The following is a 23,927-nucleotide window of genomic DNA, read 5'->3' as shown; positions in this document are numbered from 1 at the left end:
CGCGCCCCGGCCGTGAGCAGAGGCCGACGTCGAACCCTCCACCGTCCAACTTACGGCCGCGCGGCGGCCATCATCGTTCGAAGATCCCCGGTGGCACCAACTATGGAAGGTCGAACGTCAGGTATGGAAGGTTGCGTTCGCGTCACGAGGTGTCATCTCGGAACCTTCTCCTGCCTATAGTCAGGCGTCCCGAACGATCCGTGGAGGCGCCGTGCTTCGTGTCGCAGCAACCTGCGCGACCGCCGCCCTGCTCGCACTGAGCGCATGTTCCGAGGCGCCCGTGGAACCAGCGGCACCCCCGCCACTGTCGGCTCCCCCGACGATCGCTCCCTTCACGCCGACGCCGACGCCGACGCCAACTCCGACCCCGACGGAAACCGGACCCCAGGCCGAAGGGACACCCTTCGAGATCACCAAGTCCGACATGACGATCCACTCGTTCCACTCGAACCCCCGCACACGTTCCGGCGGATTCCGCATGAACTGCTACCCCCTGTGGCGTGATGTCGAGACCAGCAGGGGCACCTACAACTGGGATCTGTTCGACCTCGCCGTACGCAACCAACGAAAGTGGGGGGCAACGAGCCTTCTCTACTCGTTCTGCGGGACCCCTGAGTGGGCGGCCACTTCACCCGCCGATCCGTCCGTCGAGGTGTTCGGGCCGAAGAGCTCGGCGCCTCCCAAATCGATGGCGTACTACGAGGAGTACGTGCGCGCCGTGGTGCGGCGCTACAAGGGCCAGATCGGCGCATACGAGGTCTGGAATGAGGCCTCGTCACCACAGTTCTGGCAGGGGACACCCGAGCAGATGCTCGAGATGACTGAGATCGTCCGGCGGGTCGTCAAGGAAGAGGACCCCAAGGCAGTCGTGAGCATGGCGAGTATGCAGACTCACCGCGAGGACTACTACCAGAACTTCGCCGTGCCTTACCTGCGCCAACTGAAGCGAGCCGGATGGCCGACCGAGGTCTACAACGGGCACTTCTACCCCAGAGGTGAGGGCGGTCCCGCGCAAAGGCGCAAACAGATCGCCATGTTCCGGCGCACTCTTGCGAATCTGGATGCTCCTTCGAAGCCCCTGTGGGACACGGAGGTGAACTACTACGTCGGCCTGCTGGGAGGGGAACCGAACGGGCGCATCACCGGTGACCGGGCTGCCGCGTGGGCTGTGCGCACCTATCTGGACGGGTGGCGCCTGAACCTACGCCGCAACTACTGGTACTTCGCGACCCCCGAGTACAACTCGTTCCCCGGTATCCAGACGACGCCGGGCGCCACGGCGACACGCGCCCTGGCGACCTTCTCCAGGTGGGTGGTGGGTGCCAGATTCACCGGATGCCTGCCTGAGCGGAAGATCGTCACCTGCGCGTTCGAGAAAGGCAACCGCCCGTTCTGGATCGCCTGGGCCGAGGCCGGCAATGACAAGGACAACCCCCGGGTGCGGTTCCCGCTGACCCGCCGTGCCACTGTGTGTCGACTTCCCGGCAACGACTGCGACAGGACGGATGCCTTGCGAGTCGATGAGGTCCCGGTACTGATCCGCTGACCGACTGCTATTCCTCCCACCAGCGACCCATCCATGTCGCTACGCAGGCTTCGTTGCCTTCGCTGTCGGCCAGGACCCACCACGCCGGTGCGTGCTGGTCGGTGACAAGCCGCCCGCCGGCGGCGATGGCCGCCGCGACCCGGGCTTCGGCTTGATCATGGGGAACGGCGACATCGACGTGAATCCGGTTGCGCCCGCCGCGGGGGACCTCCATCTGCTGGAACCACAGGCCCGGTCCGCGCCCCTGCGGGTCCACGAGGTCCTCCTCGCCGTCCACTCGGTACCCGAGGAGCTCGCGCCAGAACGGCATCACATCCTGACGGACTGCGGCGTCGACGGTGACGTTGACCTGTTGCACGGAAGAGGGATCTGGCGTCACGTTCAAAACGCGGGCAGCGGCCGAGATCTGGCGAGCCAGCTCGACGTCACGAACGCTGAGTCCGCCGGCCTCGTGGGTCACGAGGCAGACGGTGACCCCGTGGTAACGCAGATCGATGTCGGGGTGGTGATCGGCGGCATCGGCCAGGTCGCCGATGGCCGCCACGAGGGCCACCCCGTCGCGAAAGGAATCGGCGCGAAAGAAGGCGCAGGCCCTGCCGTACAGGACACGCCAATCATCGAGGCCATCGGACTCGTGGAACTGGCGGGAATTTGAGTCGCTCGATCATGGCTCCGAATGTACGGCCATACTGTCGATGTTCAGCCGGACAACCGTTCCCGACCGCGGCCCCGAAGACCAAGAGCCAGAGAGGGTGTGTATGAGCAGCGACGCTCCCACTCGCCAGCCGTTCGCGCAAGCACCCCCCGCTCTGCCCCGTCGCAGCGCCAGCCCTGCTCTGATCAACGGACGCATGGTCGTCGCCGTGGTGGTCACCGCGGTCATCCTCATCACGGGCTTCGTCTTCACCGTTGGCCTGTACTTCGCGGGGACCCAACAGCCCAAGCCGCCCACGGAGATCCAGGTGGGCCCGGTCGATCCTCTGGTGTCCGAAGAGATTCCCCCTGAGCAACTGCTACTCCTTGCGGTCGCGTTCATAGCGGCGATCGGGATCATCGCCATCACCTTCGAGGCGATCAGCGCTTTGATGACGACCAACCCCCGGCGTTCGCTGCTGAGCAAGTATCGACCCACCGTGGCACCTGGAACGCCGGGGCACGTGACCATCACTGTCTTGGTTCCGGCCCACAACGAGGAATTCTCGCTCCCGGCAACGCTGATGGCGCTGGATGAACAGACCAGAAGTCCGGACCGTGTGGTGGTTGTTGCCGACAACTGCACCGACGGCACGGTTGCGGTGGCCCGCGAACTCGGCCACGAGACCTTCGAGACCGTGAACAACTTCCACCGCAAAGGCGGTGCACTGAATCAAGCGCTCAGCCATCTGCTGCCCACGATGGGTGCCGGTGACGTGATCCTCGTGATGGATGCGGATACCCGCCTCGGACCCCATTACTTGGAGGTCGCAGCGAAACGGATGGAGCAGGATCCCGAACTCACGTCTGTCGGGGGTGTCTTCTACGGCGAGGACGGACACGGCCTCATCGGACAGTTCCAGCGCAATGAATACACGCGCTACTCGCTGCAGATCCGGGCCCGGCACGGCCGGGTATTCGTGCTCACCGGTACGGCGTCGATGTTCCGCGCCGAAGCCCTCTTGGACGTGGCGGCGGCTCGAGGCGTGTTCATCCCCGGCGAATCCGGCAAGGTGTACGACACCGCCGCGCTCACCGAGGACAACGAGTTGACCCTTGCACTGAAGTCCCTCGGTGCCACCATGACGTCGCCGCCAGAGTGCCTTGTGACGACGGAGATCATGCCCACATGGCGCAACCTGTGGGTGCAGCGTCAGCGCTGGCAACGGGGTGCCCTCGAGAACCTCAGCGCCTACGGACTCACCCGAGCCACATTGCGGTACTGGGGACAGCAGGTGGGCATCGGATTCGGCACGGTTGCGTTGAACCTGGCCATCGTGCTGATGGCGATCACTTTGGTCGCGGTCAACGAATGGGTCTGGTTCCCGTTCTGGGTCATCGTCGGGTTGATCTTCGTCGCGGAACGCGTGATCACCGTGTGGAAGGGAGGCTGGAAAGCGCGTCTGCTCGCGGCAGTGATGCTCCCGGAGATCGCTTACGACATGTTCTTACAGGTCGTGTTCGTGAAGTGCCTGATCGACATCACGATCGGCCGTAGCCCCACCTGGGGTCATGTCCAGCACGCTCAGGCCGAGGGGGGCCGCGCATGAGCGCCACCCCGACCGGGCTGCTGCTTCCACAAGAAGTCCTGTACTCGTGGTGGTTCATGCTGCTCGCCACTGTCGTCGCGTTCAACACCGTGATCTACGTAGGCCTGACGTTGGCCAAGGTCATCCCCTGGCCTCACCAATTCCACCCCGCACAAGTGCGCAGTTCCCTCAACCGCGTGGGAGTCAAGATCCAGGAAGACGCCGCCATGAGTGAGTTACCGGTCCCCGAGGTCCCCGAGTCAGATGATCCCTACCAGGCAATGCGCTTGCGTGTGGCCCGGCAACAGATGCCACAGGCATTCGCCCTCATGGGCGGGTTGGTGATCCTCATCGCGCTGGCTTCCACGATTCTGCGAATCCACGAGTTCCTGGTCTTCGAACTCGCGACTGGAGTGGTCTTCATGATCACGTCCGTGGTGTTGGCCCACCGTCCAGTGCGTGGTCGAACGATGATCTGGCTGTGGACGGCAGCCGCCACCTGGCTGGTCTGCCTGCTCTGCGCCGACGCCATAGTGTCGAACTCGCAGTTGCCAATCGGCTACACGTTGCTGATGCTCACCAGCTTCATGCCCATCGCTTTGGGCTGGCGACCTGCATTGATCGGGGCCGCGCTCATGCTCTCGATCATCGTGATCGCGAATCTCTGCGTGGATGCGACGGACGACGTGCGTCTGATCATCTTCGGCGCCTCCGCTCTCCTAGTGGGTGCGGTGCTGCTCCAGATCCGGATCTCGGCCGTCAATGCCCTGGTGGACCAGGAACGCAGGGCCGACGCTGTCGCCTCGACTGATCCTCTCACCGGCGTCCTCACCCGCCACGGTATTCAGACTCTGATACCCGGATTCGCGGCCAATGCGGAGCGAACGGGACAACCGGTGTGCGTGATCTATGTCGACGTGAACAACCTCGGTCTGGCCAACAAGCAGTACGGGAATCTCTACGGCGACGATGTCCTACGCACGGTCGCCGAAGCGGTAGGCGACCACCTCCGCAGAGGCGACTTACTCGCGCGCTGGGACAGCGACGAGTTCCTCGCCGTGGGGGTTGGGCGGCGCCCCGACCCGGAGCAACTGGCGGAGCGCCTCAACGACGGGATTCGCCTGACCGGCGTGGCGCTCGGCAAATGGCCCGTCACGGTTCGCGTGGGCACGACATCGGCCAACCCGGAGGAGACAACTTTCGAGCGGATGCTCGACGAGGCTCAGCGCCAGGTCACCCACGCTCCGGCCACAGGAGATCATCCGTCCGCTGAGCCCTCGAGTCCGTGACCCGGTCGTAGCCCGGAGACGGTGCCTGCGGGTCCGCGCGAGCCGCCGGGATCACTTGGGGGGCTTCCGGGGGGATCTCGGGGGGAGCTCCTGGGGATTGCGGGGTGATCCCGCTGCGATCGCGTTGTGCTTCGAGTCGGCGACGGCGACGATGACCGAGTGCCTTCACAACAACCGGCGCTGAGCCGCAGGCGATTGCTGCAGGTCGTCGGGCTCGGATCGTTGGCAGTCGCCGCGGGCAGCGGGCAGGTCATGTTGTCGCCGCGAGCTGCGACGGCAACCCGTGCCACGGGGACGGCCGCGGACGTGATTGTCATCGGTGCCGGCGCAGCAGGTCTCATGGCCGCTCGTGTACTGCACCGACGGGGACGGTCAGTGATCGTTCTCGAAGCCCGCGACCGGATCGGCGGTCGACTCGACACCAGTGACGCTCTGGGCGTTCCGGTCGACATGGGGGCATCGTGGCTCGAGGGCACGAAGGGGAATCCGGTGACCCGACTTGCCGACGACTTCGCGATCAAGCGAATCCGAGTTGGAGAGTCTCTGGCGTTGTATTCCGATTCCCACCGATGGTCCCGGTCGCAACAGAATCGGGCGTGGCGGAAGTATCGCCACGCATTCCGACGGGCCCTCGCATGGGGCGAACACATCCCGGACGCCGATGTGAGCTTGGCTCGAGGATTCGCTGCCACCGGCAATCCGATCGATTCGCTGGCTCCTGGGCCACGCTGGTTCCTGCGCTCGGAGATCGAGGACGAGTATGCGGCGGACCCCAATCGGCTCTCTCTTTGGTACTTCTGGGAGGACGGTGAGTTCGCCGGAAGGTCCGCGATGTTTCCCGGGGGGTACGTCCAACTCGCGCAGGGGTTGGCGGAAGGCATCGATGTACGGCTGAGCACGATCGTCACTCAGGTCGACCACGGTCCCCTCGGCGTTGCCGTACGCACCGCAGAGGGTGTGACGTTCTCCGCCACCCAAGCGATCGTGACCGTCCCGATTCCCCTGCTGCGGACCATGCGGTTCGATCCAGACCTGTCGCCACGCCAGAGAACAGCCCTGGCGGCACTGGACATGGGATTGTTGAACAAGGTAGCCCTTCGTTTCCACCGCCGCGCGTGGCCCCACGGGCCGGACTACTTCGGCCTGGCGGGCGACTCCTTCGCTCCGGTCGCTGAGTGGTGGGACTTGAGTCGGGTCACCTCGAAGCCCGTCCTCGTCGGGTTGACCGCCGGTGCGGGTGCCGACTGGGTCGAGACGAACGATGATGCGGCAGTGGCGGACCGAGTGATGCGCGACTTGCGGCACCAGACGAACTGGCGGCTCCCGGACCCTGAGGGCGTGGCCGTCAAGCGATGGCGCTCGGAACCCTGGACGCGGGGCTCGTACTCCATCCGTCCCCCGGGGGCGACGATGGCAGACCATCGCAGGCTGGGAGAGTCACCGCCTGGAAACCCGGTCCTGATCGCCGGCGAAGCTACGGACCCTGTCTACCCCAGTACTGTCCATGGGGCACTGCGCTCGGGCCGCCGAGCAGCCGCACAGATCCTGTCCGGGCTGAACGCACAAGGACGGCCCTGACGCGGGACCATGCAAGTGTGAGCACACCTGCATCAGACCCCGCCATCGAGATCGAGGGGCTTGCGAAGTCATACGGTTCGTTCCCCGCCCTGACCGGGCTGGATTTGTGCGTCAAGAAGGGAGAGGTTCACGCGTTCCTCGGTCCGAATGGGGCCGGCAAGTCGACCACAATGCGCATTCTGCTGGGCCTGCTGAGGGCCGATGGTGGCCGGGTCGCCGTGCTCGGGGGTGACCCCTGGCGCGACGTCGTGGAGCTTCACTCCCGTTTGGCCTACGTGCCCGGCGAGGTGAATCTTTGGCCCGGGCTCACCGGAGGGGAGGCCATCGACCTGCTCGGCAACCTGCGGGGTGGCCTTGACGAAACCCGACGAGCTGAACTGATCGAGCGGTTCGATCTCGACCCGACCAAGCGAGGTCGGCAGTACTCCAAAGGCAATCGCCAGAAAGTGGCATTGGTCGCGGCGTTGTCCGCAGATGTGGAACTCCTGCTGCTCGATGAGCCCACGTCCGGGCTGGACCCGGTGATGGAGTCCGTCTTCCAGGAGGAGATTGCTCACTCCAAAACACAAGGACGGACCGTTCTGCTCAGCAGCCACATCCTCAGCGAGGCCGAAGCGCTCGCGGACACCGTGAGCATCATCCGGGATGGCCGAACGGTCGAGACCGGGACCCTGGCACAACTACGTGGTCACGCGCGGACCACGATTCGGGCAGTCCTGAACTCCCCGCCGGCCAGCCTCGAGGGATTACCGTTCCGCGAAGGGGCAACCCTGGCAGGCGACGAGTTGACCGCGTCGCTCGACAGTTCCGCATTGAACAGCGCGATGGCGACCTTGAGCGAGTTCGGGATCTCGTCGTTGACGGTGACACCGCCCTCGTTGGAGGACCTGTTCCTGCGGCACTACGACGACGAAACCCCTGGGCGGGAGCGATGAGACGGGGACACCTCACCGGCCTGCGGCCTTTGCTGAGAGTCGCGATGCGACAGGATCTGCCCAACATCATGCCGTGGGTGGTCCTGATCTCGGCGCTGTCCGCGTCGTCCGTTCTCGCGTACAGCTGGGTCTTTCCCGACCCGGCCGAGCGCAACGAGCTGTCGCTGACCGTGAGTGCCAACCCTGCCCTCAGTCTGATCTTCGGGCCGGCACGCGATCTGATGACGGCGGAGGGATTCAACAGTTGGCGCGCTGGGATGCTCGGCGCGTTCTTCGCCGGGTTGATGGCGATCCTCATCGTTGTTCGCAACAGTCGTGCCGATGAGGACTCGGGACAAGCGGAGTTGCTGGCTTCAGGTGTCATGAGTCGTCCGACCCGCCTGGCGGTCGCCGTCTTCATGGCCGCCCTGGCCGCCGTGCTTCTGGGAGTCATGTCGACGATCGTGACCGTTGTGGTGGGTGGGAATCCTGGCGATACCACCATGCTGGCCGCGACTTTCACTTCATCTGCACTGATGTGGGCAGCCGTTGCGGCTGTCGCCGCACAGATCGGATCCGATTCCCGGAGCGCCAGTACCCTCGCCATCGGCGTCATGGGTACCCTCTTCGTCGCCCGCGGCTATGTCGATGCCGGCGATGCCCCCGAATGGGCGGTGTGGCTGACCCCCTTCGGTTGGCTGGAACAAGTACAACCTGCGACCGAAAACGATCCCAACCCCCTGCTCCTGTCGCTGGCCTTCACATTGGCCATGCTGGCGCTCGCATTTGCGCTGCAGTCCCGAAGGGATTTCGGGATGGGCCTGATACCGCCCCGACGGGGACCCGCGCACGGCGGCTGGGTGGCGCGACCGTTCGGATTGGCCATCAGGCTGAACCGTGGCTCGATCATCGCCTGGACGCTCGCATTCGCGGTGTTGGGCGTAGTTTTCGGAGTGCTGGCGACATCGGTCGGCGAGGTCATCGCCAGCAATCCGAATATCGCCCGTGCCTTGGCTGCCGGGGCCGTCTCCCAGACCGGACCTGACATTCGCCTTCCTCGCCACGCTCCTCAGCCTGGTGGGGATCATCGCGGGGGTCTACGGAGTGCAAGTGATGATGCGAGTACCGGCTGAGGAATCCAGCGAGAGGATGGACCAGCTGCTCGCGGGGTCGTTGGCTCGCTCCCGATACCTGGCAGGCTTCGCGGTCATCGCATTCGTCGGACCCGCGATCGCCATGATGCTCGGCGGACTCATCATCGGCGCCGTCGCAGCTGCTTCGAACGCCGGCATCTCGACGGTTGACGTCTTCGTGCAGAGCCTGGCCACCATCCCGGCGGTCTGGACCTTGACAGCGTTATGCCTCGCCGTTGTAGGGGCGGTTCCGCGAGTCCGCATCATCGGTTGGCTCGGCTTGGTGGCCGCTTTCGCCCTGACGATCCTCGGCCCCTTGTTCAACCTCTGGGACTGGATTCTCAGCGTCAGTCCCTTCTGGCACGTCCCCAATGTCACGAGCGTCGAACCAGACTGGACCGGGCTCATGTGGATCAGCGCGATCAGCGCGGTGTTGATCACGGTCGGGTTCGTCGGGTTCCGACGCAGGGACCTGATGTGACGACACCCGGCTGGTTCAGAGGACACTGCCGGGCGGGACCTGGGCAGGCTCGCCCGGGTCGGAGAGCTCGGCATCACCCTCGACGACGACGTCACTCCCGAACGTCCAGTCTCCCCGAACAGTGAAACGTCGCGCGCGCCGCAGCGAAGGCACACCCGAGGGGAAGCGGTCCGTCGAAGTCGGAGATCGTGCGGAAGAACTGCGGATCCAGATCGACGAGTGGCGCGGAATCCATGGCCAGGCTCAAGTTCCCCGATGTGGTGAGCTCGTAGACATCCGACCGGAGCAGCATCAGATCATTGGTCGTCTTGACCGGCAGGAACCGGCTGCGCGGAACCTCGACGGCTGTGGCGCCATCGAACACCTCGATCGCAGCACCCATCGCGGTCTCGATCTGAACCACTTCAGGACTGTCGGCTCTGGTGGGGTCGACGGTCTTGACGTTGCGAATCAGGGGCAGACCGAGAACGGCCCCACGATCACGCAGCGCTCCGGCCAGCTGGTCGAGATCGAACCACAGGTTGTTGGTGTGGAAGAACGGATGGCGATGCTCGTCGGTGAAGAAGTGCATCTCGTCGGGCGGGGTCTGGGCGGTGTCACGCAGGATGAGGCGACGATCGGATCGGCGGATCGCCAAGTGGCCACCCTTGCGGTCCGCCGGGGTCCGGCGACACACTTCAGCCGCATAGGGGGCGCCCGTCGTCGCGAACCATCCAGCCAGGACCGGATCTGGTGCCGCACCGAGATTGTCGGCGTTGGACACGCTCGCGTACCGGAAGCCTTGGTCTCGCAGCGCGTCGAGCACCCCCGAGGCAAGGATTGCGGTGTAGAGGTCACCATGTCCGGGCGGACACCACTCGAGGTCGGGGTCCGCTGGCCAGTCGACCGGGGTGAGGTCATCCGACCGGAGTTTGGGCTCGAGGTTCTGCAGGAAGTCGAGCGGTAGTCCGTCCACCTCGATACCGGGATGTCCGGCCAGCGCCTCAAGAGTGTCCGACTGGGTTCGGAAACTGTCCATCAGGATGAGCGGCAGCGTCACACCATGCGCGGCGCGGGCGCTGCGGACTTGCTGCACGATGAGGTCCAGGAACGTCTGACCATCGCGCACTGGCAGTAGCGACTTGGCACGATCCATTCCCATCGAGGTGCCCAGGCCACCGTTGAGTTTGATCATGGCCGTCTGGCTGAACGCACGCTGGGCGGATTCGGGGTCAGGCGCCATCGCCGCGAGCGCCGGTGGGTCGAGCAGTGGTTCGATCGTGTCCTCGGGAATGAGACCCGTGACGCCCGCCTCCAACTCCCCGTAGTAGTGACTGAAGACATCGATTGCTTCGGGGGCAACCCCGGCTGCCCTCATGCGGTCTTGCGCGGCGCGCAGTCCTTCCTGACTCATGTCCGCTCTCCTTCGTCGGCCTGCGCCGTCATCCGTTACCGATCGTGCCCATCACATCGTGCCTGAGGCCCCATGCGGGTGACACCACTCTCCTGCACATCTCCTGCACAGCAGGCTCATCCAGACGCGAGTTCTCGTCATGGGCGGGAGACCACGGTGATCTCGACGTGATTGCCGCCCTTCTCCTTGGCGCGACGCAGGGCCTCCTGGGCGCGGGAGAGAGCCGCCTCGACATCCTGACCGGAAGCGATCTCGGTCATGCCGATACTCATTCGTGGCTGCAGCATGACATCTCGGAATTCGAAACTCTCATTGACGGCCGCCAAGACCTTGTTCAGCACCTTGAGTGCGTCATCCGTGGTGCGGATGCCATCCAGGACCAGCAAGATCTCATCGCCCCCCACGCGCGCGATCAGATCCCCGTCTCGCACGCACTCCCGCGCTCGCCGGGCGACCTGCCGCAACAGTTCATCTCCGAACGCGTACCCATGGTTGTCGTTGATCGAGCGCAGATTGTCCACGTCCGCGACCCCGAGGAACGCCCGATTGCCGGTCCGAGCTTCATGGCTGCGCATGACCGTGAGTCGCCGATGGACCTCATCGCGGTTGAGCAGCCCGGTGAGTTCGTCGTGGCGCTCCTGGAAAGCCTCCAACTGATCGGGGGTGAAACGGTGATCGATGAGGCGGAAGGACGCGATGATGCCCTCGGACTCCCCCTCCATGCCGGTGAACGGAGCGGCGTGAACCTCGACCCAGATGAATGAGCCGTCATGATGACGCAGACGCAGGCGCGTGATTCGTGTCGCCCCGGCTTCGATCTCCGCTTGCCTGTGCTGGGCCACCTCCAGGTCATCGGGGTGGACGAACTGCTCGTACCCGTGACCGATCCACTCATCCGGCGTCCAACCGAGCGCGAGAGTCAGCGAGGGTGACAGCCATCGGAACACGCCATCTCGAACCAGCGCCACCACGTCGGTGGACCGGTCGGCCATGAGCCTGAAACGCTGTTCGGAGTCAGCCAGTCGGCGCTTGGCTTCGAATCGCTCGGTCACGTCGCGCCACATGAGGCTGACCCAGTCCTCAGCAAAAGTCATGACCCGCACATCGAAGCGACGGGGGATGCCTCGGATAACCGACAGCATCAACGCGTCCTCCATGGCGACAGGTTCCCGTGACTCGAGAGCCGCCGTGCACCATCTCATGAGGTTCTCGGTGGACTCGCCGGTCCCGAACAGTTCCCGGATCCCATGTCCGATCAGTTCGTCCGGTGCGCGGTTCAAGTACTCCGAGGCGGCGGCATTGAGCTCCAGGTGGACGAAGTCCGTGATCGTGCCGTCGGCATCCCGTTTGGCTCGCAGAACAACATGGGGATCCAGGAGCGAGTCCAGGACCGCCCGTAGGGTCTCGCGAGCGACGACGACCTCACGACCCACCCGATACTCTCCCTCGACGTCACGCATGCGCAAGACCTGGAACTGCGCATTGCCATGACCGTCGAGGACAGGCCACCCGACGATCTCGAACTGGTGCGTGGATCCGTTCGGCATCCTCATGGGCAAGGGGATCGGGGAACTCGTGGTTGAAGCACGCGAGGCAAGCACTTGTTCTTGGAACACTGACCTGTACTCAGGTGCGACGAGACTCTGCGCCGGCGTGCCCACCATCGCCTCCGGATCCAGCCCGACGACCTGCTGGGCGCTCGGTGACACCCAGTCGATGATGCCGTCATTGCGCAGTCGCATGACGACGTCGGAACTGTGATCAGCGAGCAGCCGATAGCGTTCCTCGAAGTCGGCCAGGGCCTCACGGGACTCCACCGCAACAGTGACGTCGGTGATCTGGGAGATGAAGTACTTGACCTCTCCGGAGCCCTCCCGGACACAGGAAACCGACAGGTCACCCCACACGACCGCACCGTCGGGCCGTAGATAGCGCTTCAACAATCGGTAGGAATCTCGCCGCCCCGCCAGGACATCGGACACCAGGACCTGGTCGACTCCGAGGTCCTCCGGGTGGGTCAACGCCTGCCACGTGGCTGACATCAGTTCCTGGTCACTGCGACCGAGCATCTGGCAGAGTGCCGGATTGACTTCCAGAAATCCTCCATTCGGCGCAACAATGGCCATCCCCACTGCCGCGTGCAGCATCGCCAACCGGAAACGCTGGTCGGCCTGGAGCACTTCGTCCTCGGCAGCCACCAGATCCGAGATGTCGCGGATGGCGGCAACCATCGATGCCAACTTGCCCGTCTCGGTCCAGCGGTACCGCACTAAAGTGTCCGTCCACTTCAAGGACCCGTCTCGGCAGACCGACCTCACGCGGTATCGCGCTTTGGGAAGCCGCTTCCGGACGACTTCGGCATTGATCCTTTCCACCGCGGCTTGGTCTTCATGCGCGACGGCATCGAACTTCTTCCCCACGATCTCGTTCGGATCCCACCCCAACACCGTGCGTACGGACGGAGTCGCCCACACCACGATGGCACCCGGTGCGTACTCGATGACCGCGTCGGCAGAAGCGTCCAGTAGGTCACGCCAGTACGAAACCCCTGGGTCCCCAGCCAATTCCTGTGGTTTGTTCACAGCCGACCTACACGATCAGAGTGTTCTGGCGCCCCCATGGGGTATTCGTGCGGCCCGACGACGCCGCGAGCGGGAGAGAAGCCGACCATCATGGGTTCGTCGCCGCCATCCCGAGACCACCCACCACGAGCAGGAAGATACCGAAAGTCGCGATGGCGATCATGGGTCCGAGTGACCGGCGCTGGCCACCAGGGGACACGAGCTGCATGACCGCAACTGACGTGAGGTAGCAGCCGAATGTCAGGAACATCGCGGCCTGCACACCCAGACCCCAGTTCAGTACTGAGGCGAGTACTGCAACGAGCCCCCACGCGAGGTTGGCGAGCCCGACCTCGATCTGGAAGTTGTTGCGTCGACCGTAGTCCCACCCCATTCGTGCGGCATCGGATCGGTGCAGCAGGCTGTGCCGGACGAACGACAGCAGCCCGCCCAGTCCCACCGCCAGGAAGGTGGCCCAGCGCAAAGTGGGGGGATCGCCGAAGACACCGCCGAAACCCAGGAACAGCCCGACCGCACCGACCACATAGGTCGCGTACATCACCCATGCGGATGGCCGAGGGTCGGCAGTGACGGCCGGTGCGGCAGTGCTCATGATCCTCCCTGGTTGGTCCCTTCCCCCACGCTAGCCCTTGGCGAAGTCACAGGGTTCGGCTCGTCGGACCCCTTGTCGCTAGCGTCATAGTGGCCGACGAGCATGGTGCTTCGCGCAGTGATAGATGCGGTGGAAGGGCAGAAGTAGGGTTCTCGGTGACTACTGCTGCTCAGCGAGCGTCGAAGTGAGGTCCATGCGCCAGTTCGACGCGGTTGCCGCCTGCGGTTTTCGCCCGATACATCGCGTCGTCTGCGCGCGTGACTGCTTCCTCGACGTCCTCGCCCCGCGTAACTTCGGTGAGTCCGACGCTCATCCTCGGCCGCAGCACCACATCGCGGAAAACGTGATCGCCGGCTGCCTTCTCGAGAACGGCGCGCATCACCGCCACGGCATCGTCTGGGCCGCGCACCCCTTGCAGGACGATGAGGAGTTCGTCGCCACCGACTCGCGCGGTCATGTCCCCGTCACGCAGGGCATGTTGAATGCGGGCCGCGACCACTCGGAGTAACTCGTCGCCCGCGGCATGACCGTAGTCGTCGTTGACTGATTTCAAATTGTCCAGATCGATGAACGCGAGGTAAGTGCGCCGACCCTGGCGCTCTTCGTGGTTCAGCGTTGCGATCAACCGACGCATGATCTCGTCGCGATTCAGCAGTCCCGTGAGCTGATCGTGGCGTACCTGGAACTGCAGCAGCTGCTCCACTCGGATCTGTTCGTCGATGATCCTGAACGAGGCCATGATGCCTCCGGCATTGCCGTCGGCATCGGTGAAGGGAGCGGCGTTGACCTCGACCCAGTGGTAGGAGCCGTTCTGGTGACGGAACCTGAGGCGGACGATCTTGTTGCTGCCTGCTTCCACCTCCGAACGGCACCGACCGACGATGACCACGTCATCCGGGTGGGTGAACTCGGTGATCTCATGTCCGACCCAGTCCTGCGGCGCCCAGCCAAGTGAGGGAGTCAGCGACGGCGACACCCACTTCATGACCTTGTCACGGGATAGCAGCACGACATCGGAGACATTGTTCGCGAGTAGTCGGTAGTACTGCTCGGAGTCAGCCACACGCTGCCCCGCCTCGAATCGGGCTGTCGTGTCCCGCCAGGTGAAACTCACCGAGTCGCCCCCGAACGCCATGGCCCGGATGTCGAACCGCCGCGGGATGCCTTTGACGGCCGACACCATCGCAACGTCGTCCAGAACGATCGGTTCCTCCGTCCTCAGTGCCCGACTGCACCACTCGAGGATGTTCGCGGGGCCTTCGCCCTCACCGAATACCTCACGAACACCGTGCCCCAACAGTTCCTCTCGGTCTCGACCGAGGTAAGTGAGCGCGACCGGATTCGCGTCGACGTAGCTGAAGTCGGTGATCGAGCCGTCGGGTTCCCGGACGGCACGCAGCACGATGTGCGGGTCGATGAGCGAGTCGAGCGTCGATCGCAGTCGTTTGCTAGTGGTCATCAGCTCCATCTGAGTGCGATGTTCGGCATCGATGTCACGTAGTCGAACCACCCGGAAACTGTCCCCACTCTGGGGGTCGATGACCTGCCTTCCTGCGGACTCGACCCAAATCGATGAGCCGTCCGCGCGCAGGACGGGGAAACGGAATCTCGTGTCTTCTCCCCGCCCGCGTGCCGTCTCGATCTCGAGCCGGACAGTCTCTCGATGATCGGGGTGGATCAGCTCGATGTTGGTGGTTCCGATCAAACTGTCCGGGTCGCGTCCCAGCATGTTGTGGACGCCAGGTGAGGCCCAGCCGATCACCCCGTCCATATCCACCCGCAGGACCACATCGGTACTGTTCTCCGCCAGTAGTCGGTAGGCAATGGCACTCTCGCGCAGTCGGTCCGCTGCTTCATGGCGCTCGGTGACGTCTCGCCAAGTCAGCACCAGCCGGTCCTCAGGCACCGGCTGGGCCCTTAGGTCGTAGTAACGCGCGACTCCCAGGATCTCGTTGTCGTAGTGGAAATCATCCTCGATGGTCGGTTCCCCGGTTTGCATCGTCGCCACATACAGGTCGAACAAGCCGCTCTCGCGCACGCCCGGCGAACGTTCCAGCAGACTTGACCCGATCAACTCATCCCGACTCAGTGACAGGTACTCACTGGTGACTTGGTTGACGTCCACGTAGCGGAAGTCCGAGATTTGGCCGGCATCGTCGCGAATGGCCTGGAGAAGGACCAAGGGGTCCAACACCGAATCGATCGTGAGACGCAGCAGTTGCTCGCCGGCCCGCAGGAGGCTCTGCGCCTCGACAAGCTCATCGACCAATGTGAGACCACCCACGAGACCGGCAGGGGATCCATCGGCATCGGTGAGCAGAGTGACCCGGTTCGACATCCAGTGGTAGGTGCCATCCTTCGCCAAGACTCGGACCAAGTACCCGGTGATCTGCCGGGCTTTGCTCGTCGCGCTGAGGAACGCACGGCGCCGAGCGTCGAGATCAGGTTGATCGTCAGGATGCACCAGGTTGCGGGTGGGCATTCCGACCAGATCGGCGGGTTCCCATCCGAGCGTCGCCACAGATGGAGAGACCCACGACATCGTGCCGTCGGCGGACGTCCGATAGACGAAATCGGAGGCGTTCTCGGCGAGCATCTGATAAGCCTGCGACTGCTGCCAGAGTTCGTGCGATTTCTTCTCCAGCAGGTCTTCCGCTTGGCGTCGTGCCCTGCGTTCCCTTTCCAGGCGACGCTCCAGTCGGGCCACCTGGTCGGCGGTGGCAGCGCCTCTGGTCTCTCTGGAGGTTCCGGCGCCTACCATCAGCCGCCTCCCATGCCGTGCTCACTCAGTCTCTGGACACTTCTAGGATGCCGAATCTGCTCGCATCTGGCACGCCGATCTCCCTTCAGCCCGGGCCCACCGGCCCCCGGTTCCGCCACGGCCTACGCTGAAGGCGAGATGATCGACACTGCCCACCGCAGGACCACCCGAGTGATGGTCATCATCGTTGTTGCCCTGATGGCACTCACGGTGGGCGTCTTCGCCTTCACCTACCTGACGGGCAACGCGGCGCTCCAGATGCAGGTGGCCGGGATGGGGAGCACGGCACTCTACGTCATGTGTGTCTGGCACAGCGCGGTCGTACGCGGAGGGCGGGACACTGTCGTGTTCTTCGGGCTAACGGCGATACTTGCCTTCGGTGCCGAGTTCCTGGGCGACAACTACGGACTGATCTTCGGCGACTATCACTACACAGACGGCCTCGGTCCCCGTGTCGGTGGGGTTCCCATCCTGATCGTGTTCGTATGGGGGACGGTGGTGTACTGCGCCTTCGCCATGGTCGATTGGCTCGCACGCCGCAACTCCCCTCTGCCCGCCGATGGGCTCCCTCGCCTCGGGTATGCACTGCTGCAAGGGCTGGCCACCGGAGTCGTGACGGCCGCCTGGGATCTGATGGCGGATCCATTGGCCGTGTCGCGTGTCTGGCAAGAGGTCCTGGGGTCACCGGCCTGGTGGTGGTGGATCGACGGAGGTCCCTACCTTCCGGACCTCGAGTCCTGGCAGGGCGGAGCGGGAATCCCCCTGGAGAACTTCGTCGGCTGGGTCCTTGTCCCCCTGACGATCACCACGATCTTCGTGATGGTCGCCTCGCGCCCGGCCCGGATCACCACCCGGTCTGCTGCTGCCGTCCCCATCCTGATCTATGGATTCCTCTATCTGACGCTCCTCGGTGGCCTGCTCGAGATGTCGTGGTTCGATCCGGGATTGATCCAGGCTGTGCTGATCGGGACGTTCACCATGGGTCCGACGATCGTGGTGGGGCTGTTGGCATTGTGGTCCTGGCCCGGCCCCGCCGTTCTGGAACAGCACAAGCAGTCGACCACTCCCGAACCCACCTGACTCCCCCGACCGTTGGCACGGCTGCGCTCCCACCGAACCGGAACAGCCGGAACAGCCTGCTCCGGGCGGGCTCGCCTCCCCCCCGGTACTAGACTGAAGATGTCACTCTGGAGGTTCTCCATGACTGTGAGTAGTCGCTTTCTCGCCCTCACTATCGGAACCATCGCCCTGGTGGCGAGTTCCCTGGCAGCAGCACCCGCCCCGGCCGACCTCCCGGATCACACTGCTGCGGTGGGAGCGGCGGACGATGTCGACTACGAACAAGTTGTCGCGACGCTGCACAGTGAGATACCCGCGATGATGGCCGAGTCGGGTGTCGTGGGCGCCACCGTCGCTTTGGTCGACGGCAACCGTACGATCATGGCCCGCGGGTTCGGCTGGGCCGACCGACGCGATCGGCGGCCTGTCGATGCGCGCACGCTCTTCCACATCGGTTCACTGTCCAAGACATTCGCGGCCATCTCGGTCATGCAACTGGTGGAGAAGGGGAAAGTCGATCTGGACGCCTCCATCACCAAGTACGTTCCGGCTCTGAAGTTGCTTCCACGGTTCCGGAACAACACGATCACCGTTCGATCCATCCTCGATCACCACTCGGGTGTGCCCGGCGACATCTTCTACGGACTCATCACCATGAAGAAACCCGACCGGAACTTCCACCAATGGCTGATGGGAACACTGGCGAACATGCCGCCCGAACGCCGCGTCAACACACTGTGGGCCTACAACAACAGCGGTTACGTCCTGCTGCAGGCCCTCGTCGAGAACGTGACCGGGAAGCCGTACGCCGACCGGACGGCTCGGACCCTGTTCGGTCGCATGGACATGCCCTCGTCGTCCTTCGACGACACTCTCGCGCCCAGCCGCACGATGACCCGCAACTACTCGCCCGCGGTAGGCCCCGACGGTCAGCCCACCGGCGATATGAAGGCCGATCCGCGCGAATACGTCAACGGATGGACGGCGGGCTCCATCCTGTCGTCGGCACAGGACATGGCGAACTACCTGCGCACCCTTGTCGGCGGGGGGACCCTTGCCGGCAAGGGGACTTCCGCCAGCCGGTGCTGGGAGGGGCGCGGAGGGGCGGGTCCTGAAGGAGCGGACGCTTCGGCGGATGACGACCGCTCAGACCGACTTGGCCATCGACGAACAGGTCCACATCGGTTTGTCGTGGTTCCTGCAAGGACTCCTGGCTCGGGCGAACATTCGGCCACGACGGCGCCACGACCCGGAACTTCTCGATGCTGCAGGTCCAACCCGACCAGCGAACTCGGCGTGTTCGTGTCGACCAACACGGTGGGGGGTAGCGCAGTCGCTGACGCGATCGCCAGCCGGGCATTGGAGTTGGCGTACACCGCCAAGACCGGCGTCACCAAGCCACCGCCCGTTTCGTTGCCCGACCTCGGACCGCGCACACCGACGGACGTCGAGTTGCGCGAGGCCCAGGGAATCTATGCCGGGTACGTGGGCTACTCCACCGTGAACGTCGACGGAGACAGCCTGCAACTGTCGCTCGTCAAGGGTGGCGAAGTCACCAATGCCACGTTCACGCAGATGTCCGACAAGTGGTGGCGAACGGATTCCGACCCCAACCTGCAGATCGCCTTCCAGACGATCGCCGGACGCCGGGTTGTGGTCGCCCGCAACGGGGGCGGCACCAAAGTCAACCGCCAGATCTTGGGCGAGAAGGTTCCGCCGCAATCTCCTCCGCGCCGCTGGCGAGCCGCTGCCGGCGACTACCAAGTCACACTGAAACCCAAGTTCGCGACAGACCTCATCCCGACCCAGTTGCGGCTGAAGGTCTCGCCGGGACTCTCGCTGCTCGAGTTGGGGCCGACTGAGTCCCCCGAGCGGCAGGTGCTGCGACCGCTCTCATCCGATCACGCGTTCACCTTCGGCCTGTCCGGCGCAGGCGGACGACGCAAGGGCGACATCGTGTGGCTCAAGGGCGATCGCATCGAGTACATGGGGGTCACCTACACGCCAGTCCCATAGGCCGTCGCTGTCCGCGAACGAGTATCCCCGCCCCTGGGAAGAGCGCGTGGGTTCCCGGCGGTATCATGACGCAGTTATCGGCCGTGCTGCCCGGCCGCCGATCCCGAATCGGTAACGATGCTGTCCCGCCCGTCACCGCCGGAGGCTCACGGATACTGCGGCCAGGGAGACTTCCGAGAAGACTGAGCGATGGAAGGCAGCCGCAGATGGGACCGGACGTGAACGCGACACGCGTGGTGCCCACCTTCGTGATCGCCGGTGTCCAGAAGTGCGGCACGACGTCGTTGTTCCAAGCCCTGGCTCTGCACCCTCGCGTGGTACGACCGGATCAGAAGGAACTGCATTTCTTCGATCAGCACTGGCGCCGGGGCGTCGAGTGGTACAGCGCCCAGTTCCCCCAGCTCGAGCCCGGTCAGATAACCGGGGAATCGACGCCCGTCTACAGCTACAACCCCACAGCCCGCCGGCGCATGCGGCGAACCCTGCCGGAGGCCCGAATCATCATGGTCCTGCGGGATCCGGTTGCGCGTGCGTACTCCCACTACTGGCACTCACGGCGCAACCAGGAAACCCTGCCCACCTTCGAGCAGGCCATCGCTGCCGAGCCGGCCCGACTCGCCGACGGGAGATCCCCTGCTCAGACGCCGGTTCTCTTACCTGGACCGGGGCCGGTACATCCGCCAGTTGCGCCCCCTCGGGAGGGCTTACGGTGAGGCGCTGCTGGTGACCACACTCGAGGATCTCAACTCGTCCCCCGAGACCGAACTGGCACGCGTGATGACCCACGTTGGGTTGGAGCCCGACGAAGTGGACGAACCGGTGATGCCTGAAGTCAACCGCTACCGTTCGATGACCCGCAGCGAAGAACGTCAGTTGAAGCAGAACGGCGTCGGATCCCTGTGGCGCCGACTGCTGCGTCGCGACTACGTGGTGCGCGACCGTGAGCGTCCCCCCATGGATGCGGCTACCCGGCAGCGGCTGCGTGAGCACTTCGCCGAATCCGACCGGCGACTGCTCCAATGGACAGGCTGGGCCAAACTGCCATGGGATTCCCTCGCAAACCCAAACCCGAGCCCAGCGGCCACCGACCCAGTCGCAGCACACGAGTGAATCCGTGAGCGAATCGCGGCCCGAAATCTCAGTGTGTCGTCCGAAGTGGGCCCACTCTCGGTCGGGCCTTTCCGGATCAATGTCCGCACCTGGGTGTACACGACGGTGACGTTGATGTCCTTGCTGGTCGTCTACGACGGCTGGCAGGATCTCAAAGGACCTGGCGGCATCGCACTTGTCGTCATCGGACCGACCATCGCGCTGGCGACAGCCCACACCTTCGCCGACTTCCTCGACCTGACCGTCGTCGAAGGTGGCATCACGGCTCGGCGGCAGTGGCGGACCCTCGCCTGGGATTTCGCGCAGTTCACGCTCGTCGCCGTGCCCCCGCTGGTGGTCCTGGCGCTCGCATCGTTGGTGTTACAGCAAAGCCCCTCCGACACCCTGAGGTCCATGCTGGTGCTGGGAGTTGTCTCGCTGGGGTTCTGGGGCGGTGTGGCCGGTTGGCGGGTGGGGCTGCGCAGTTGGCGGCTGATACTGGCGATCGTCGCGGGTCTCGGGGCCGGGCTGATCGTGCTTGCGTTCCAGCTGGCACTCAAGCCGCACTGACGCGCTACAGAACCTTGCCCAGGAAGTCCCGGAACCGGGCGCTGGTGGGATTCGCCAGAATCTCGCGCGGGTTGCCCAGTTCGGCGACGATCCCCTGGTCCATGAACGCCAGCACGTCGCCGACCTCTCGGGCGAAGCCGATCTCATGCGTGACGACAATCATCGTCATACCGCTCTGGGCCAGTTGCCGCATGACATCGAGGACATCACCGACAAGTTCGGGGTCGAGTGCCGAAGTGGGTTCGTCGAACAGCATCAGGTCCGGGTCCATCGCCAGCGCCCGTGCGATGGCAACGCGCTGCTGCTGGCCACCGGACAACTGCATGGGGTAGCTGTCGCCGCGGTCGCCGAGTCCGACCTTGCCCAGAAGGTCAAGCGCCCGAGCACGGGCCTCCTTCTTGTTGTCGCCCCGCACCACGACCGGCCCTGCCATGACATTCTCGGCAGCGGTCATATGAGGGAACAGGTTGAATCGCTGGAACACCATGCCGATGGAGCGGCGCTGCTCAGCGACCTCCTTGTCCTTCATCTCATGCAGCTTCGCGCCACGCTGTTTGTATCCGATGAGTTCACCATCGACCGACAAACGACCGGAGTCGATCTTCTCGAGATGGTTGATGCACCGCAGGAACGTCGACTTGCCTCCGCCGGAAGGCCCGATGATGCACGCGACCTGGCCCGCGTCAATGGTCAGGTTGACACCCTTGAGTACCTCATTGCGGCCGTAGGACTTGTGGACGTTCTCGGCCACTACCTTGTGCTGGCCCGTTGTCGGTGTACTCATGACGCGCTCCCCAGTCGCAGGCGGCGCTTCCACTTCTGGATCGGGGTCGGGGGCAACTGGCGCATCGCACCCTTCGCGTAGTAGCGCTCCAGGTAGTACTGCCCGACCATCAGGACGCTGGTGAGGGCGAGGTACCACATGCTCGCCATGACAGCCATGGGGAAGGGCTGGAACAGTCGGTTGCCGATGGCGCTGGCCTGGAAGAACAGTTCGGTCGTAAGGGGAATGGCGATGACGAGTGACGTTGTCTTGAGCATCGAGATCGTCTCGTTGCCGGTGGGCGGCACGATCACGCGCATGGCCTGCGGCAGGACGATATGGCGCAGAGTCTGCATCCGACTCATACCCACTGCCGTCGCGGCCTCCTCCTGCCCCTCGTCGACGCTGAGGATCCCCGCCCGAACGATCTCGGACATGTAGGCAGCCTCGTTGAGGCCGAGTCCGAGCAGCGCTGCCACGAACGCCGGGATGAGGGTCTTCGTGTCGAAGGTGAAGAACTCGGGACCGAAGGGGATTCCCAGGGACACAGTACTGTAGAGAGCGATGATCGATCCCCACAAGAACAACTGCACGTACACGGGGGTCCCGCGGAAGGCCCACACGAACACCCACGCGACACTGCTCGTCACGGGGTTCGGCGAGAGCCGCATGACAGCGAGGACCACACCCAACAGCAGACCGATGATCATGGCCAGGATCGTCAGCAGGATCGTGACCCCGACCCCCTTGAGGATCGGTGGCGAAAAGATCCACTCGCCGATCAGTGGCCAGCCCCAGTTGGGATTGGTGACCAGGCTGTTGATGAACATCGCCACGCCGATGAGGACCACAACCGCGGCCACCCATCGACCTGGGTGCCGAACTGGGATCGCCTCGATCGCGGGCGGCTTGCTGCCGACTGGTTCGTCGACCTTGTCGTTGCCCACCGGTACCTCGCTCTCGCCGGGTATCAGCTCTTCGGGTTGACTTCGGCCTTCTGAACGGCGCCGTTGGCCACGCCCCACTGATCGAGGATGGCCTGGTAGGTGCCATCGGCGATCAGAGCATCGATCGCGGATGCCACCGTCTCGGCGAACTCCTTCTCCGCGAGCGGGATGGCCACGCCGTAGGGCGCGGTGCCGTACACGTCGCCGAGCTGCTCGAGCTTCCCGCCGGACTGCTTCACCGCGTAGGCGACCACTGGGGAGTCCGCGAGCATGGCGTCAGCCTTGCCGCTCGCGACGGCTGTGGTGGCGTCGGACTGCAGGTTGTACTGCTGGATGTTGATGGCGGGGTTGCCGGCGCCGGTGCAGGCCTTGTCCTTGGCTTCGATGTCGTCGACCTGAACCGTTGCCTTCTGGACCGCCACCGTCTTGCCGCAGGCATTGTCGATCGCCACACCTGCCGGGTTGCCGGCGGCAGTCGCCCAAGCGGTGCCGGCGTCGAAATAGCTCACCATGTTGACCTGCTTCAACCGCTCGGGGTTGATCGTGAACGACGACATGGCGCTGTCGTACTTGCCGTTCTGGACGCCAACGATGAGCGAGTCGAAGCCGGCGTTCTCGAACTCACCCGTCAGTCCCAGCTTCGCGGCGATGGCCTTGCCCAGATCGATGTCGAAGCCTTCGATGGTCGAGCCATCCTCACCGATGAACTCGCTGGGGGCGTAACTGGCGTCGGTCCCGAAGGTCAGCGTGCCCGAGGACTTGATGGCGTCGGGCACCTTGGCGGCCAACGCCTCGTCGGCCGCGACCGAGGGAGCAGCGGAGCCCGACGCATCACCGGAGGATGATCCACCGCCACCACACGCCGACAAGGCCAAGGCCGCCACCGCGACCGGAACAGCGATACGGAACAAGCGCATGGGGGAACTCCTCGAGGATCTGATGCGGACCGTGCCTCACGCTACTACTAGAAGGGGGCAATCGCGCGGCTTTCC

General features: G+C 64.4%; 20 protein-coding genes and 1 pseudogene. 12 read left to right on the top strand and 9 right to left on the bottom strand.

Going from position 1 to position 23,927, the window contains the following annotated elements; genetic code table 11:
* Positions 1–211 precede the first annotated feature (211 nt).
* A complete protein-coding gene (locus tag V9E98_14425; protein ID MEI2718161.1) occupies positions 212–1,546 on the top strand; it encodes a hypothetical protein in 1,335 nt (444 codons plus the stop codon).
* Between the two features lie 7 nt (positions 1,547–1,553).
* Here the strand turns inward: V9E98_14425 and V9E98_14420 are convergent, their stop codons facing one another.
* On the bottom strand, positions 1,554–1,904 hold the full coding sequence (locus V9E98_14420; protein MEI2718160.1) for a VOC family protein: 351 nt from the start codon (positions 1,902–1,904) through the stop codon (positions 1,554–1,556).
* 51 nt (positions 1,905–1,955) lie between these two features.
* Positions 1,956–2,159, bottom strand: a pseudogene (locus V9E98_14415) (4a-hydroxytetrahydrobiopterin dehydratase).
* A 145-nt stretch (positions 2,160–2,304) separates the two neighbouring features.
* Here V9E98_14415 and V9E98_14410 point away from each other — a divergent pair.
* From V9E98_14410 to V9E98_14385, 6 genes are all read left to right on the top strand, one after another.
* A complete protein-coding gene (locus V9E98_14410; protein ID MEI2718159.1) occupies positions 2,305–3,789 on the top strand; it encodes a glycosyltransferase family 2 protein in 1,485 nt (494 codons plus the stop codon).
* Positions 3,786–5,057, top strand: a complete 1,272-nt coding sequence (locus tag V9E98_14405) for a diguanylate cyclase (protein MEI2718158.1) — start codon at positions 3,786–3,788, stop codon at positions 5,055–5,057. The genes V9E98_14410 and V9E98_14405 overlap by 4 nt, the downstream gene beginning before the upstream one ends.
* 159 nt (positions 5,058–5,216) lie before the next feature.
* Positions 5,217–6,635 carry an NAD(P)/FAD-dependent oxidoreductase gene (locus V9E98_14400; GenBank protein ID MEI2718157.1) on the top strand — a complete coding sequence of 473 codons (1,419 nt, stop codon included), beginning with the start codon at positions 5,217–5,219 and terminating at the stop codon, positions 6,633–6,635.
* 17 nt (positions 6,636–6,652) lie between these two features.
* On the top strand, positions 6,653–7,570 hold the full coding sequence (locus V9E98_14395; GenBank protein MEI2718156.1) for an ABC transporter ATP-binding protein: 918 nt from the start codon (positions 6,653–6,655) through the stop codon (positions 7,568–7,570).
* A 44-nt stretch (positions 7,571–7,614) separates the two neighbouring features.
* Positions 7,615–8,682, top strand: coding sequence for a hypothetical protein (locus tag V9E98_14390; protein ID MEI2718155.1), 1,068 nt, complete (start codon positions 7,615–7,617; stop codon positions 8,680–8,682).
* Positions 8,660–9,163 (top strand): hypothetical protein, encoded by a 504-nt coding sequence (locus tag V9E98_14385; GenBank protein ID MEI2718154.1) that lies wholly within the window; start codon positions 8,660–8,662, stop codon positions 9,161–9,163. Before V9E98_14390 ends, V9E98_14385 begins: the two co-directional genes overlap by 23 nt.
* Before the next feature lie 91 nt (positions 9,164–9,254).
* On the opposite strand, the gene V9E98_14380 is transcribed toward V9E98_14385, so the two are convergent.
* The 4 genes from V9E98_14380 to V9E98_14365 form a co-directional block, all read right to left on the bottom strand.
* Complete coding sequence (locus V9E98_14380) at positions 9,255–10,556, bottom strand: UTP--glucose-1-phosphate uridylyltransferase (GenBank protein ID MEI2718153.1); 1,302 nt, start codon at positions 10,554–10,556, stop codon at positions 9,255–9,257.
* A 137-nt stretch (positions 10,557–10,693) separates the two neighbouring features.
* Positions 10,694–13,138, bottom strand: a complete 2,445-nt coding sequence (locus V9E98_14375; protein ID MEI2718152.1) for a PAS domain S-box protein — start codon at positions 13,136–13,138, stop codon at positions 10,694–10,696.
* An 88-nt stretch (positions 13,139–13,226) separates the two neighbouring features.
* Positions 13,227–13,730, bottom strand: a complete 504-nt coding sequence (locus tag V9E98_14370; protein MEI2718151.1) for a DUF6790 family protein — start codon at positions 13,728–13,730, stop codon at positions 13,227–13,229.
* Between the two features lie 169 nt (positions 13,731–13,899).
* Entirely contained in the window at positions 13,900–16,491 is a 2,592-nt protein-coding gene (locus V9E98_14365) for a PAS domain S-box protein (GenBank protein MEI2718150.1), read from the bottom strand.
* A gap of 138 nt (positions 16,492–16,629) precedes the next feature.
* On the opposite strand from V9E98_14365, the gene V9E98_14360 reads away from it, so the two are divergent.
* From V9E98_14360 to V9E98_14340, 5 genes are all read left to right on the top strand, one after another.
* Positions 16,630–17,571 carry a carotenoid biosynthesis protein gene (locus V9E98_14360; protein ID MEI2718149.1) on the top strand — a complete coding sequence of 314 codons (942 nt, stop codon included), beginning with the start codon at positions 16,630–16,632 and terminating at the stop codon, positions 17,569–17,571.
* Between the two features lie 120 nt (positions 17,572–17,691).
* A complete protein-coding gene (locus V9E98_14355; GenBank protein ID MEI2718148.1) occupies positions 17,692–19,566 on the top strand; it encodes a serine hydrolase domain-containing protein in 1,875 nt (624 codons plus the stop codon).
* A 218-nt stretch (positions 19,567–19,784) separates the two neighbouring features.
* Positions 19,785–20,279, top strand: a complete 495-nt coding sequence (locus tag V9E98_14350; protein ID MEI2718147.1) for a sulfotransferase domain-containing protein — start codon at positions 19,785–19,787, stop codon at positions 20,277–20,279.
* A 10-nt stretch (positions 20,280–20,289) separates the two neighbouring features.
* On the top strand, positions 20,290–20,676 hold the full coding sequence (locus V9E98_14345) for a hypothetical protein (protein MEI2718146.1): 387 nt from the start codon (positions 20,290–20,292) through the stop codon (positions 20,674–20,676).
* A gap of 33 nt (positions 20,677–20,709) precedes the next feature.
* Positions 20,710–21,225: a hypothetical protein gene (locus tag V9E98_14340; protein ID MEI2718145.1), complete on the top strand. Its 516-nt coding sequence runs from the start codon at positions 20,710–20,712 to the stop codon at positions 21,223–21,225.
* Positions 21,226–21,229: 4 nt separating this feature from the next.
* Here V9E98_14340 and V9E98_14335 read toward each other — a convergent pair whose 3' ends face one another.
* Genes V9E98_14335 through V9E98_14325 form a run of 3 tightly spaced genes read right to left on the bottom strand, consistent with a single transcriptional unit; the run spans position 21,230 to position 23,852 of the window.
* Positions 21,230–22,009, bottom strand: a complete 780-nt coding sequence (locus V9E98_14335; GenBank protein MEI2718144.1) for an amino acid ABC transporter ATP-binding protein — start codon at positions 22,007–22,009, stop codon at positions 21,230–21,232.
* Positions 22,006–22,935 (bottom strand): amino acid ABC transporter permease, encoded by a 930-nt coding sequence (locus tag V9E98_14330; protein MEI2718143.1) that lies wholly within the window; start codon positions 22,933–22,935, stop codon positions 22,006–22,008. The genes V9E98_14335 and V9E98_14330 overlap by 4 nt, the downstream gene beginning before the upstream one ends.
* A 23-nt stretch (positions 22,936–22,958) precedes the next feature.
* On the bottom strand, positions 22,959–23,852 hold the full coding sequence (locus V9E98_14325; protein ID MEI2718142.1) for an ABC transporter substrate-binding protein: 894 nt from the start codon (positions 23,850–23,852) through the stop codon (positions 22,959–22,961).
* Between the last annotated feature and the right edge of the window lie 75 nt (positions 23,853–23,927).

This window comes from Candidatus Nanopelagicales bacterium, assembly GCA_037045355.1.
In the GTDB taxonomy this organism is placed as follows: domain Bacteria; phylum Actinomycetota; class Actinomycetes; order S36-B12.
Note: the sequence above shows the minus strand (reverse complement) of the source record. Positions and strands in the feature narration are given on the sequence as shown.